Here is a 12,986-nt window from a genome sequence, read left to right as displayed (position 1 = left end):
TAGCGGCCTGAACTTGCCCGCGCCGATCTTGGCGCTGCTGCGCCAGAGGTAATCGCCGGTCAGGTTGATGTGTTCCCAGCCGAGCGGCGACAGGTATTGCAATAGCGCGTCATCGACAGCATGCCCGTTGCCACGCAACGCATGTGCTGCGCGCTCCAGATAGACCGTGTTCCACAACACGACGGCCGCCTGTTGATTTCCACCGAATTCTGACCCACCGTTTCCATCCAATATTGACCCACCCTGGATAGAGCCCCGCGGGGCTCACGGTGTGGATAACTTCTTGGGTTTGGACTCCTTCTTGATGGGTTGAGCAGAGCTGTTCTTGAACCGGTAGCTGTCGTTGCCGGTCTCAAGGATATGACAGTGGTGCGTGAGGCGGTCCAGCAGCGCGGTGGTCATCTTGGCATCGCCGAACACACTGGCCCATTCGCTGAAGCTCAGGTTGGTCGTGATGACCACACTGGTTCGCTCGTAGAGCTTGCTGAGCAGGTGAAACAGCAAGGCACCACCCGTTGCACTGAAGGGCAGATAGCCCAGCTCGTCGAGCACCACCATGTCCATGTGGGCCAAGCGGTGGGCCATCTGTCCGGTTTTGTTGTAGACCTTCTCTTGCTCAAGCATGTTGACCAGCTCGACCGTGGAGAAGAAACGCACCCGGCGCCGATGGTGTTCGACGGCCTGTACCCCGATGGCGCTGGCCAAGTGCGTCTTGCCGGTGCCCGGGCCGCCGACCAGCACCACGTTCTCAGCCCTGTCCATGAACTCACAGCGGTGCAGCTGACGCACCAAGGCTTCGTTGACCTCGCTGTTGCTGAAGTCAAAGCCTGCCAGGTCCCGGTACGCCGGTAGCCTGGCCTGCTTGAGCTGGTAGGCCACGGCCCGCACTTCGCGCTCGGCCGTCTCAGCCTTGAGCAGCTGGGAGAGCATCGGCTGCGCGGCCTCGAAGGCCGGGGCGCCTTGCTCGGCCAATTCGGAAACGGCTTGGGCCATGCCGAACATCTTGAGTTCGCGCAGCATGATGACGATGGCTGCAATGGCGGGGTCATGACGCATGGCGCACCTTCCTCTCCGACGCACGCAGGTCGTCATAGCGGTTCACGTTGGCCAGCGGCTCGCGAACCAGGCGCAGCGCCTGCGGTGCGGTCACCGGTGGAGGTGGCGCCTTGCTGTCGAGCAGCCGGTGCAACACATTGAGCACGTGCATCTTGGTGGGCACGCCGGCCTCTAGGGCCAGCTCGACGGCGGTCAGCACCGCCTGTTCGTCGTGGTGCAGCACCAGAGCTAACACCTCGACCATCTCCCGGTCGCCACCAGGCTGCTTGAGCAGAGCGGCCTGCAGCTGCCGGAAGGCTGCTGGCAGTTCGACGAAGGGCGCGCCGTTGCGCAGCGCACCCGGCTTGCGTTGCAGCACCGCGAGGTAATGGCGCCAGTCGTAGACGGTGTGGCCTGCGCTGTCGTGGCGGCGGTCGATGACGCGCGTGTGTTCGCACAGTAGCTGGCCTTCGGCGGCCACCACAATCCGCTCGGCGTAGACGCGCAGACTCACTGGTCGGTTGGCGTACGAGGCCGGCACGCTGTAGCGAACGCGCTCGAAGGTCACCAGGCACGTGGGCGAGACGCGCTTGGTGTGTTCCACGAAACCATCGAAGGGGCGCGGCAGCGGCATCAGCAGTGCCCGCTCCTGCATCCAGACGTCGGCGACCGTGCCCGGCAGCTTGCCGTGGTCAATCTCGCACGGCTTTGTTGCACAAGTCGGAAGATAGACGCAATGCCCCCAGCCCCAGACGCAACTATGCCATGGCACCCACGGGCACCGTGCTCGGGCGCCCGAGTTGCGTGAAACGGTTGAGCAGAGCCACACGCACATGCAACTCCACCACCTGCCGCTCAAACGTGCGCGCCATCACCCGTTGGCCCAGGCGTTTGAAGCAGTGCATCTTGGTCTCCACCAGACTTCTGCGGTGATAGTCGCTCCACTTTTTCCAGATGCTGCGCCCCAATCTGTCACAGGCTCGCAGCGCTTCGTTGCGCGCATGCGCTCCCACCAGGGTCGCCTTCCACGTCTGGGCGTTCTTGCGCGGGGGGATCACCGCCTGCGCATTTCGCTGGGCAATCGCCGCATGGCACGCCTTGGTGTCGTAGGCACCGTCCCCACTGACGCTGGCAATCGGCTCATCGGGTGGTATCTGCTCCAGCAACTCGAGCAGCATGGGCGCATCGCCCACGCTGTTGTCGGTCACCTCGATGGCCCGGATCTCCAACGTGTGGGCATCAACACCCAGGTGCACCTTGCGCCACTGGCGCCGGTACTCGGCCCCGTGCTTCTTGCGTTTCCATTCGCCTTCGCCAAGGAACTGAATGCCGGTGCTGTCCACCAGCAGTCCAGTGCGGTGGTACTGGCTCGGTAGGGCAGTTGTACCTGCAAAGTCTTCTGGCGTCGGCACACGGTGCTGTAGTCGGGCACCCGCCAGTCCAGGCCTGCCAGACGCAGCAGGCTTTCAACCATGCCCAGGCTTTGACGCAGGGCCAGACCGAACAGGCACTTGATGCCCAGACAGAACTGGATGGCTGCGTTGGAGAAGATGTGCTGGCGCCCGCGTTTGCCGCTGGATGGGGCGTACCACTGCATGCCTTTGTCCAGCCAGATTGTCAGCGACCCTCGGGCTTTGAGCGCGGCGTTGTACTCTGCCCAGTTGGTGGTCTTGTAGCGGGCCTTGGACCCCTTCGGTTCACTCATGTCTCGAGGTTACCAGCTCAGCGGACTGGCTTTGTGCAACAAAGCCCCGCTGAACAGGTTCGGACGCTGGGGAGTATTTCAGCAGCCTGCTAAAGCTTCTTTCTGCGCATCGACATTGCGGGGCGAATTCTTGGAAGGGAAGGGCGTTCTTTCTTTCGCTCGGCCTCATATGAAACCGCCACCTTCAACTGATTCTCGGCAACAGTCAATTCGGCCTGTTTCTTTATAACCTCGCCTTTCAGAGCGTAGATTTCATCTTCAGCTTTTGTGAGGCGCTGTTGCAGTCGAGCACTTTCCACTGCCATTTTGGAAACGTCGTATTTATAACGTTGACGCGCCTCATTCTCTGCGAGACGGGCAGCTTCACGCGTCTCTTCAATTTGCATCTTGGCAAAGTTGATTTCACCGTGGAGATGTTCGGCGTCTCGTTTGCGGGCCTCGCGCTCTGTATCAAGATCACGAGAAAACTGCGCAATCGCTTCCTGCCGCGATTTCTCGGATGCCCTGATCTGGTGCTCTGCATTCTCCAGAGCCTCCTTCAAAGCATCCACCTGCGCCTGAAGAGCGGCGCCCTTGCTTTCGGCCGCAGACCGGAGATCACGTTCCTGGGCGAGAGTAGATTCGCGAACCGCAAGATCGGCACGCAATGATTCAACAAGGTCGGTGGCTCTGAGCGCCTCCTGTTCGGCCTGACTCACCGCCGCCCTGCATTCCAGGCGTTCGGCCTCCAACTGCTCTGTCGCCCTCTGCGTTGCTATCCCCCATAGCTTGGCCAGGTCGTCACTGAACCGCTCGTTCAGTTCACTGGGAAGGAAGGGCGCATTGATCTCAACTCGTGCTTTTTCTCGAATATCCGCCCAGAACTCGCGCAAGTCGGCGTTGATGTCCGTCATAGAGCCCTGCTGGGTGTATGAGTGAACGGTTTTGGCCGACGGATAGATCCCGTGCTCGAAGAAAAGAATCGTGGCGGCTACACGGGTCTTTTCCTTGCGAGATGCAGCGGCAGCAAGCCTGCTCGACAAGGAGGCTCGGATTTCGTGCTCGGCAGTGGTTGTGTTCATACGCGTCAATCAAGGTGTGGTGTGAATGCGCAGAGCGCAACAGCTTAGATGGTGGGCCCAGGCGGGCACAGCCGATGAGATGCGCTGTGGCCACGTCGCGATTTCGCCCGTTCGGTTTTTGACCACGCCACCAGCTCGCCGACAAAATCCCGCCAGCCACCCGCCTGTGTACGCGCAGTGTTAGAGCGCCGTCGATCCAGTCGTGAAGGGCTTGGCATCCTCTGAAGGGAAAACGTCAAGGGTGGTGGGCACCAATGCTGATTTCCCATGGAAGTCCCCCTTCGAGAGTGAAATTGTACGCGATACGCTAAACGTTACGGGTACGAATTACGTTTTGTATGTTACGTTTTTTCATTGATTTTTATGATAACCTCTCTTATCAAAACATTTATGGCGTATGGACGGTAAACAGGCCGCCTAGATAGTTACAGCTTCTGTTTAGCAAACGAAAGGTGTCCGAGGCTGACTTGGAAAATCAACGGGTTAGCCCATCACGCACCCAACACCCGACGAAGTGTGTCCAACTGCTTGACAGAAAACGACCAGACCCGTAACTCGGGGGGGTGCCAATACGTGTCCACATACAAGACAAAAAGTACAGACCATGCGCATTGCCAAGCTTCCTGACCATGTTGGAAGGGAAAATTTCAGCCCAGATGTCGTAATGGGTTCCATGAGCTCCCATGACCGATCCGGCCGCGCATGCGTCTTCTTGGTGGGCGCGGGAGGTTTGACGCCAAACACTTGCCCGTGGAGCTGATGAAACATGACAACGCACCCGTCTGATCCCCACGGCGAGCCGCTCGCGCAGATCCTCCGCAACAAAGGATGGTCTGTGCGTGACGCGGCCGAATTCCTCGGAGTGTCTCGACAGCGGCTGTATTCAGTGTTCGCGGACACAAATCGGGCTCGACTGTGGTCCTGTGCAGTCGCCGGGATGCCGCAATGTTCGCCAGAGATCAAAACAGCGCTGAAGGCCAGGCGCAAAGCGGTGGCCAAGCCCAAACCATCGCGGCCTCCACGCCCAACTGCGCCGCCTCGCCCTGAATTCGAGGTGGGAGATGGGGTGATGGCCTCCAAGTACGCAGGCATCGCCGAGGAAGGCCATGAGGGCTTCATTGCAGCGCTTCGTGGCCAACAGAAGGACTTGCAGATCCTCGTGCGCATGCCCGCTGGGGAAGACTGGTTTCCTGTCAAAGATTTTCACGAATTCTTCGCAACCACCGGACTGAACTCAACCCGCAAACCCGAGCAGGAGTAGCCATGCACAGCCCACTACCAACGATCATCCTGACGGATTCCCATGGTTTGGAGCAGAACACAGACCCCGCTGTGCTGATGCTCGCCATCGAGCGGGAAGATATCGAGAGCGGGAACATCGCCCGCACGCTGGAGAAGCTCCTGATCATCTCGGACACCAGAGAAAACGCTCTTCTTTACCGCGAGTCCCTCGTGTTCCAGGTGTGTGGCTACGACCGCGATCCGCGAGAGCTCCCTGAAATACAAGAGGTGCGCGCCTTCTTCGAAAAGCTGACCCATGAATGGCCGCACTGGCTCTGGTTTTTGGCGAGAGAAATGGGGTGCATCGCCCTGCTGATGTCCCTTCTATGTGATGTGCGCATTCACAGAAAAGCGGGGGCCGTGGGCATCGAATTCCCTAACCGGATCCAGGTGCAACACCGTTTGATGGACCTCTTCACGCGTGGAAACCAGATGTTCCACACCTTCGGCATCACTGAGGGTCAAGCGAATGAATCAGCGAACACCGCTGTGACCGACATCTTTTGCTCCACAGATGGCTGACCGCCGCGTTCAACACCACCACTACAGCGCATGAACATCGACCCGAAAATTCTCAGCAAGATCAAAAAGTGCCTGGCCTTGTCTACCTCTGACAATCCCAATGAGGCCGCGACAGCCCTTCGTCAAGCGCACGCTTTGATGGCAGCGCACGGTGTATCAACTGAGCAGATCACGATGGCCGATATTGGAGAGGCCTCTGCCAAGAGCCGAACCATGGCCCGGAGCAAACCGGCGCATTGGGAAGGCGCCCTGGCCTCGACAGTGGGCCGAGCGTTTGGCTGCCAGCTGATGATGCTGCGTGCCCCCATCCGTCCGGGATCTAAGGCGCCGCTCAACGATGGCTCCTTCATCTTCGTCGGAATCAAGGCGCAAGCACAGATTGCCTCCTACACCTTCGATGTGCTCTCGCGAAAGTGCAAGAAGGCCCGCGCAGACTGGATCAAAGACAAGCTGACGGGCCTTTCCCGCGTACCAGGCGGGAAGCGCACATCCACGGGCCTGGGCGATGAGTTCGCCATGGGCTGGGTCGCGAATATCGCCCGCGTCGTCCAGGACTTTGCACAACCGGCGCCGATTGAGAATGCCATCGCCCAGTTCATCGCAGAGCGCGCCACCTCGAAAAGCGATGATGAGCTGACGCGCAAGCCCAAAACCGAGGACGAACGCATCAGGAGCATTGCGCGGAGATCGGGGATGCTCGCAGCCGAAGGTGAGTCCATTCACCGGCCAGTCCATGGCGCCTCACATCAGCTCATGCTCCCGTGAACAAGGGCTGTCTGGCCATGGCGACGCCACGGCCAGGATCATCCCAGCGGCACGCGTCAAGGCCTCCTGTCGGTAGCAACCCAGAGATTCGCATGACCGAAATTATCCCGATCCAGCAACCAACATCCGTTCTTACCAGGCCCATCACTGGCGAGGTAGATAACGACGAATACGCCATCAAGGTGTTCCTGGACAGCCTCGCCCGCAAGTCACACCACACCATTCGGTCGTACGAAAAAGAGTGCCACCGATTCCTGCTCTGGCTCAAGGCTTCCAAGCCACCAGCGCCAGCGATGCTGCCCTTGGTCGGCGTGGAGGACATCAACAACTATCTGGTCTTCTTGGAGAACCCGCGACCGTTCTCCGACGACTTCCTTTCAGCCCATGGATGGAAACACCAGCCGTTCCGCAAGTCTCTTGCTGAGGCGAGCGTGTCCCACTGCATCACGGTGCTTCACCAGATGTTTGCGGCCATGCGGGAGCTGCGCGCGGGCGGGGATGAGCCCTACTGCAAGTTCAATCCAGTCAAGCTGGCCCATGACGGCAATTCAGGGCCCAAAGACGATGATGAGGTCGGCCAGGCCCTAACCCCTTCGGAGTGGGAGGCCGTACAGGAAGCCATCGACACCCTGCCCCGAGAGACGGAAAGAGATCAGAGGCACTATCACCGGGCTCGCTGGATTTTTCAGCTCCTCTACCGGGCATTCCTGCGTAGGGAGGAAGCCGCCAGCTTGACGATGGGCTCATTTGAAGCCTCACCCGAAGGATGGAGCATTCGCTTGGTAGGCAAGGGCGGCAAAAAGACCAGGATCATTGCGACGGACAAGCTCATGTCGGAGCTGCGCTTGTACCGTCAGACTCTCGGTCTGCCTGCCCTACCCTCACCCGGCGAACAAAGGCCAGCAATCATGGCGATCACGGGGAAGGAAAAGGGCGTCACAGCCCAAGCGATCTACCTCATTTGCGGGGTGATTTACGAGCGGGCGGCTGAGCTTGCAAAAGAAAGAGGCGACACCGCAGCCGCGACGAGACTGAGCGTGGCGACCCCCCACTGGATGCGACACACTGGCATCACACACGCTATGGAAGCTGGGGTCAATCCACGGTACGTTATGGCGCAAGCCCGACACTCCAGCCTCAATGTGACGGCACGGTACGACCACCAAGAGCGAAGAGCGTGGAGAGCCGATCTGGGGAAAGTCTAGATGGGGAGCCTGAGCTGTGTCCAGGCAAATCAAGCGCGCATGGATTGCACATGCGCCAACCCGGGCGCTTCAGCGCGTCGAAGGATGGCCCGCTCCCGCGCTTCAGGGTTGTAGGCGAACCAGCGATCGGTCCACTCTCTGGCCAGCACAAGAGCGTCCCGGATGTCTTGTGGTGAAAACATCTGCACGATGTAGTTGTTGTTCGCGGCAAAGGAGGCCCCCCACATCTCGCTGCGACGCACCTCTGCCAGCTTTATGGGCACCGACTTCCCAAACGACTTGTCAGAAATCACGCCCAGGTAGTTGCGGGTGAACTCTTCCGGGATCTCAACACGCAACCCAAACGATAGTCCCAGCGGGATAGCGCCACTGAGGTCGGCCCCGATGATGTTGCATTCCTTGTAGATGACGTACACCCTCTTGGACTCAGCACGAACGAATCCAGCGGCCAATGCGTCGTCTGTATTTCTGAATGTAAGCATGGACTGAGTATGTTCAGTCCATGCTCCAGAACGAGCCCAAAAACGAAGCAAAACTGGTTGCATCACGAGGTAGCAGGGCGATGCTGATTTTGGGAAATGGAACGGCAGCAAGGTCAGCGAACCGACATCACGAACGGTAGGCGAGGCAAACAAGCGCCACCCGTGGCCCTACCGTGTCAGCTCAGAGATTTCACAAACCGGGCCAAGGTCGAATTCCTCCCCTTCGCTCCGGGTTGTCGGGGAGCAGCTGGGATCGCAGATGGCGCTGGTTGCTCCGGCACTGGCGCTTGTTTTTCTTCGGCATTGACTGAGGGAGGCGTCCTCGGCCTCCTCATTGGTGAGGCTGGTCGCTCAGCCTGTGGCTGGGGTTGATGAGCCGGGAGGCTGATCTGCGGCACGTTCAGAGGCGACTGCAGCCCACCACGGCTGACACTCAAACCCAGCGTTGCAAGGGCTCGCAGCCGCTCCGCTCGCGCACGCGGGCTGACCCCCGCAAACTCCTGAAGCAACTCAGGATTCGCGTCCGTCAAGACAACAACTACACGGATATCGTCGATCACGAAGATGCCCCAGAAAAATGGAGATTCAGGACTGCCCCCAGGAGGAAAGCAGTCCCCTCAAAGGAACCGCATCCCATCAGTCGTAGGCACCCATGAGCCAAAAACCGCGAGCGGGCGAGAAAACAGGCTCTTTGGGCATCACGACCTTCAGCTTACTGAAGGCTTCCCGGACAGCCTTCTCGAAAAACGTGGCGCCGCCACCGACCATTACAACCACATCAGGCGACACGCTTTCTACCCGCAGTGATTTCTGAATTGCATCAGCCGTCACTGAGGCCATCGTCTCACTGGCCTTCTTGATATACGGCTCGACATTCACGCGCTGGCCCATAATCAAAATCGATGCTTTCTTATTGCGAACAGCATTCTCAAGAATCTCGATGGTTGGAGTCCCTCCAAAATCTTCTGCGATCAACCGTGCCGCCTGTTCAAGCAAGACCGATGAAGCTTTCAGACTCGTACCACTCGACTGTCGCTGCAGCTGCCCATTACTGACCAGAACCCAATCGAGGGAGAAAAAACCAGGGTCAACCACCAATACTCGCGCATCATCGTCAACCAAAAAACCGGTTTCAGATTCGTCTTGCTGGTCAATATAGTCCAGCAGACCACCCACAGGTTGCGCCAGAACTTTCACACGCTTCACATTCACTGACCGCTTAGGGGTGATCTGGTGTGTGCCGACAAACTTGGTTTCCAATTCTGCTCTTTTGGCAGGGTCGTTGAATTGAGAAACAGGCAACCCAGTCACGAGCACATCAATTTCACTCATGCCTGACATCAACATGCCAGCATGCATCAATGCCTTATAAGAGGGGGTTTTCGAATAATCTGCGTGCAGGGATCGCTCCCACATTTCAGCTCGATCAGAGGAAACCCCTGCAATAAATGGCTCACCATCTACCAGAACGTGCAAAAAATCATCCTGGGCGCGGCCATCAAATCGCGAACCAAACCGATCTGCTGGGGCGGCACCAGCGGGACGCAATGCGGTTTCAACTTCGCCATCAGCAGCACCGTAGGCGAGCTTCAAATTCGAATATCCAATGTCAATTCCAAGAACGTTCATTATTGCCACCATCAAAAAAGGAACCTCATTGTGGTGGCCCGCCAAAGTAAAAGTCAACCCAAAGACCCGCTAGTGATTCGCTAGTGAACTGGATGAGTCGTTAATGGAACAAAATATGTCCTGTTTAACCGCAGTTTCATTACCGGCAGTGCACCGGTAGTGACATTTGCGCAACATGCCGCGAACGCTGCAGCCTGGTGAAGCAACGGCCACCAGCGACAAATTGACCGTCTGGCCAGGAGCTATTGCGCCAGTTTTGCTGACATGAGGGCCGGAGTGCTGGAAAATCAGAAATCCCTTTTTTCGGGTGCAAAAGCATCCGTTCAACCACCTGAACGGATAGAAGCCATGCGCATGGGACGTTGATCCCTCAGTCTGCAGTTGCAATAGCATCCGTTTTGATAGCTGAACGGATAGAAGCCATGCGCATGGGACGTTGATCCCTCAGTCTGCAGTTGCAATAGCATCCGTTTTGATAGCTGAACGGATAGACTGAAAGGCACGTGCATGGCGTCAAATAGAACATCTCAGCTACAATTTCATCCGTTTGACCGTCTGAACGGATAGAAAGCCAGCACCCTACTGAATCCTCTATCCGTTCAGCTAGTCGAGCGGATACCTGTAAAACGACCGCGCAGCTATGGAAAGCACGACATGGATGAAGCTATGGATGAGGGGATGGATACCCCAAAGAACGGCCCCCACGAGATCTTCAAGGAAGCCATGGAAGCCCTGGAAGGGAGCCTGAACACCTTGCATGCCAAGATCGTGAGGGCCACCGAGAGTCACTACGCACAAGTTGAGGCTCAAGAGAAGTCGGTGACCGAGTGGAAGGACAAGGGAATCCTTAGACTGGGAACACATCGCAAGGGCAATCACGTCCAGGTCAAGTGGTACACCATCAAGTGGTTTGGCAAAGGCGCAGCTCGACGAGAGGTAAAAGCGAGTATTCGCAAGTCGGCAAAAGAAGACACATTTTCAATGGCGCACTTGAAAGAGAATGCCAAAGAATGGGAATGGCCGATTGTTGAAAAGACGGAACTCGAAATGGCTCTGTTGCGCAAGCAAGCCTCCTTTGTGGTGAAGGCCATGACCTCGCTCCGGTACGCCTCGATGGCTGCAAGAAAGTACGACGACCTCTATACGGAACCCGGCGACGAATAAGGGCCTCCGGGGAGCGCGATTGCACGTTGCTCCCGGCGTCATGAACCACGCTCTACGAGGTAGGCAATATGGCTGGCAATCAACCGTCGGGCCATGAAGCTTTTGAAGTTATTCCCCGCGCAATCATTCCTGAATAGGAATAGCTCAAAATCTGATCGCACATCTACCCTGATATTGTTTGCCGAGAGGGAGTGTAAGAGTTGAGCGGACTTGCGCTTGAATTTTCGAATCCATCGCCCGCAAGGCTTCCGATAATCCGCCACCCTGGCTGTGTGTGAATTTAAGCCACCTGCGCTCTATGGGCCGGAAGGTCCGATCAAACCTTAAACCCACACCGAGACGCCGACATAGGAAATTAACGAGCTGGAGAAGGGATCGCCCATCCAACGATCTTCGACCCGGCAAATTAAATCGTTTGGCCAAGGGAAAAGGCGCGCACTAAGAAGAGCATGTTCAAAACATGGTCGGTGCTGGCAATGTTTAGAGCAACATTCACGGACAGGAATAGTCTGGAAGATGGATATGTCCCTGTTTCATTAAAACTGGTCGTGTAAAGCCATAAACACTGACGCCCTCTAAACAATTAAATAAATTACGGAGGCATGGGAAGAAGATGGCTCTTCTGGAACCCTCCACCACCCACTCGCCCGATATGCGAAAGAGCGTGAACGACCCCTTCCACGCGCATCTCGGGCTCTGTTGGTCTAACAGTACGACTTTTGAAATGCAATCAATGCGTGTCTGTTTGAAAGGTGCATTCGGGGAACCCATACGTACAATTTCCACCATTGCACTCAAGCAATGCCCCCAAAAAGAATGTGACAATTCGTTTAAACGCAACTACTATGAAGTTGCATCTGTCGCGTCTCGAAAGACGGCGAGACAACGAAACATGCCCCGAACAAATACAACCAAATACAGCGGCGCAGCCCAAAGCTTCATTGAAGAGGTGACGGCTCGTGCTCGCGGGTGGAGGATCATGGAAAACAACATCCGCGAAGTAGAGGGCGACCCCCTCTACGTCTATGTGCACGACGTTGGCACTTCCTACACCTGGATGGCCCGCATCGAGATCGAAGGATTTCTGTCGGCGGCAACCAGCATTCGCGAGCAAGGCGAGGAAGTGCATCGCACGATCTCTGCCCACTTGGCGAACCTCATCGGCGACCTGGTGGAAAAGCGCAGCCAAATCCCCACCACCGGCAATCTGGAAACCCAAAAACAGTTGGTCAAAGGCAAGCTGGATGAAGATGGCCCCCCCGGGCTGTTCCAGCTGGCAACCCTGCATGCGGGCACCACGGAGACCGTTTTTGAGTACGACCTCCTGCAACCTGGTGGGCACTTCATCATCCTGCGGTACTGCACGGAAAACGACGTACACCTGCGCTCGCTGCTCCTGCCGCCTACAACCGCTGGTACCCGAGGCGTTCTGGACGGGAAGGCGCTCGCCTCCGCATTGGCAACGATCATCGAATTCGACACGGAAAACCTGCCCCAACTGCGGATCGAGGACAACTGAAAGGCGCGGGCGGCGGGATCAACTCAATCCCGCCCCTGCCTCTCAAACTCGCCCCCGAACACCGCTCGATTCGAGGTAGCTCAGTAACCCAATCTGAGCAGCCATCCTGTAAACCAATGGCCAGCACCCCGTCGATGCCCCACATCGTCAGGCGGCACCCACAGGCAACCACCACCCCTCACCTGGCCAGCGCCCTCCCCTCCCGCAAACACCGATTCTTCAGGGCGAAAACGCATCGTTTCTGTAGTGCGAAGCACTCAAGATAGAACCCCGACGCCAAAACAGGCCGACTTACGCTTTGCCCAGATCATGTAATGCAACTTTTAGCGTCACATTACCGCCCGCGCGCCACCGCTCACCGTCTTCCATGCAGGCTCTGCTACTCGACGTTGAGGATTTGACGCCCACGCCCTACATTGCTGAGACTTTCAATCGCTACCCCAGCGTCTTGCGACCGACGAATGAAGAAACCTGCGTCCAACTGGCCTGAGCAGCCACGTTCTCGTTGGCAATGAGTTCGCCCGGTGCACAGGCGCACCACCAGGAGTTCAACATGCCCTATTGCCTGCAGATCATTCCCGACCCAGACGATGCAGCGTCATACCGATGGATCATCCT

Annotated in this window: 10 protein-coding genes and 3 pseudogenes; 6 read left to right on the top strand and 7 right to left on the bottom strand. The window is 57.4% G+C overall.

Annotation, left to right across the window (positions count from 1 at the left end; all coding sequences use genetic code 11):
- The 5 genes and pseudogenes from KYG_RS24120 to KYG_RS21160 form a co-directional block, all read right to left on the bottom strand.
- Positions 1-189 (bottom strand): annotated as a pseudogene (locus tag KYG_RS24120) (Tn3 family transposase); the annotation flags it as partial.
- 75 nt (positions 190-264) lie between these two features.
- Entirely contained in the window at positions 265-1,056 is a 792-nt protein-coding gene (gene istB / locus KYG_RS21175; protein ID WP_008906981.1) for an IS21-like element helper ATPase IstB, read from the bottom strand.
- Positions 1,046-1,753: pseudogene (locus tag KYG_RS21170) on the bottom strand (IS21 family transposase); the annotation flags it as partial. The pseudogene KYG_RS21170 and the gene istB, both read right to left, overlap by 11 nt.
- 40 nt (positions 1,754-1,793) lie before the next feature.
- Positions 1,794-2,740, bottom strand: a pseudogene (locus KYG_RS21165) (IS5 family transposase).
- An 89-nt stretch (positions 2,741-2,829) separates the two neighbouring features.
- Positions 2,830-3,801, bottom strand: coding sequence for a DNA-binding protein (locus KYG_RS21160; protein ID WP_008906977.1), 972 nt, complete (start codon positions 3,799-3,801; stop codon positions 2,830-2,832).
- 1,069 nt (positions 3,802-4,870) lie between these two features.
- On the opposite strand from KYG_RS21160, the gene KYG_RS21155 reads away from it, so the two are divergent.
- From KYG_RS21155 to KYG_RS21140, 4 genes are all read left to right on the top strand, one after another.
- The gene (locus KYG_RS21155) at positions 4,871-5,062 is read left to right on the top strand and encodes a hypothetical protein (RefSeq protein WP_008906976.1); all 192 of its coding nucleotides are present in this window, start codon (positions 4,871-4,873) and stop codon (positions 5,060-5,062) included.
- A gap of 2 nt (positions 5,063-5,064) precedes the next feature.
- Positions 5,065-5,604 (top strand): chlororespiratory reduction 6 domain-containing protein, encoded by a 540-nt coding sequence (locus tag KYG_RS21150; RefSeq protein WP_008906975.1) that lies wholly within the window; start codon positions 5,065-5,067, stop codon positions 5,602-5,604.
- A 30-nt stretch (positions 5,605-5,634) separates the two neighbouring features.
- Positions 5,635-6,369 carry a DUF2786 domain-containing protein gene (locus KYG_RS23400; protein ID WP_008906974.1) on the top strand — a complete coding sequence of 245 codons (735 nt, stop codon included), beginning with the start codon at positions 5,635-5,637 and terminating at the stop codon, positions 6,367-6,369.
- 92 nt (positions 6,370-6,461) lie between these two features.
- Positions 6,462-7,574, top strand: a complete 1,113-nt coding sequence (locus tag KYG_RS21140; protein WP_008906973.1) for a site-specific integrase — start codon at positions 6,462-6,464, stop codon at positions 7,572-7,574.
- A 29-nt stretch (positions 7,575-7,603) separates the two neighbouring features.
- On the opposite strand, the gene KYG_RS21135 is transcribed toward KYG_RS21140, so the two are convergent.
- Positions 7,604-7,990 carry a hypothetical protein gene (locus KYG_RS21135; RefSeq protein WP_139019438.1) on the bottom strand — a complete coding sequence of 129 codons (387 nt, stop codon included), beginning with the start codon at positions 7,988-7,990 and terminating at the stop codon, positions 7,604-7,606.
- A 702-nt stretch (positions 7,991-8,692) separates the two neighbouring features.
- Complete coding sequence (locus KYG_RS21130; protein WP_034695733.1) at positions 8,693-9,685, bottom strand: ParM/StbA family protein; 993 nt, start codon at positions 9,683-9,685, stop codon at positions 8,693-8,695.
- A 654-nt stretch (positions 9,686-10,339) separates the two neighbouring features.
- Here KYG_RS21130 and mobI point away from each other — a divergent pair.
- Positions 10,340-10,849 (top strand): conjugative transfer protein MobI(A/C), encoded by a 510-nt coding sequence (gene mobI, locus KYG_RS21125; protein ID WP_008906970.1) that lies wholly within the window; start codon positions 10,340-10,342, stop codon positions 10,847-10,849.
- 979 nt (positions 10,850-11,828) lie between these two features.
- Complete coding sequence (locus tag KYG_RS21120; protein ID WP_008906969.1) at positions 11,829-12,368, top strand: hypothetical protein; 540 nt, start codon at positions 11,829-11,831, stop codon at positions 12,366-12,368.
- Positions 12,369-12,986: the final 618 nt, after the last annotated feature.

It is taken from the genome of Acidovorax sp. NO-1 (assembly GCF_000238595.1).
GTDB lineage: Bacteria > Pseudomonadota > Gammaproteobacteria > Burkholderiales > Burkholderiaceae_C > Acidovorax.
The sequence above is the reverse complement of the archived record's forward strand: the minus strand, read 5'-3'. Positions and strand labels throughout refer to the sequence as shown.

Bases quoted from the DNA above. Each gene is read 5' to 3' on its own strand.
- KYG_RS21155 (WP_008906976.1), top strand. From the start codon at position 4,871: ATGGCCTCCAAGTACGCAGGCATCGCCGAGGAAGGCCATGAGGGCTTC.
- istB (WP_008906981.1), bottom strand. From the start codon at position 1,056: ATGCGTCATGACCCCGCCATTGCAGCCATCGTCATCATGCTGCGCGAA.
- KYG_RS23400 (WP_008906974.1), top strand. From the start codon at position 5,635: ATGAACATCGACCCGAAAATTCTCAGCAAGATCAAAAAGTGCCTGGCC.
- KYG_RS21120 (WP_008906969.1), top strand. From the start codon at position 11,829: ATGGAAAACAACATCCGCGAAGTAGAGGGCGACCCCCTCTACGTCTAT.
- mobI (WP_008906970.1), top strand. From the start codon at position 10,340: ATGGATGAAGCTATGGATGAGGGGATGGATACCCCAAAGAACGGCCCC.
- KYG_RS21160 (WP_008906977.1), bottom strand. From the start codon at position 3,801: ATGAACACAACCACTGCCGAGCACGAAATCCGAGCCTCCTTGTCGAGC.
- KYG_RS21150 (WP_008906975.1), top strand. From the start codon at position 5,065: ATGCACAGCCCACTACCAACGATCATCCTGACGGATTCCCATGGTTTG.
- KYG_RS21130 (WP_034695733.1), bottom strand. From the start codon at position 9,685: ATGAACGTTCTTGGAATTGACATTGGATATTCGAATTTGAAGCTCGCC.
- KYG_RS21140 (WP_008906973.1), top strand. From the start codon at position 6,462: ATGACCGAAATTATCCCGATCCAGCAACCAACATCCGTTCTTACCAGG.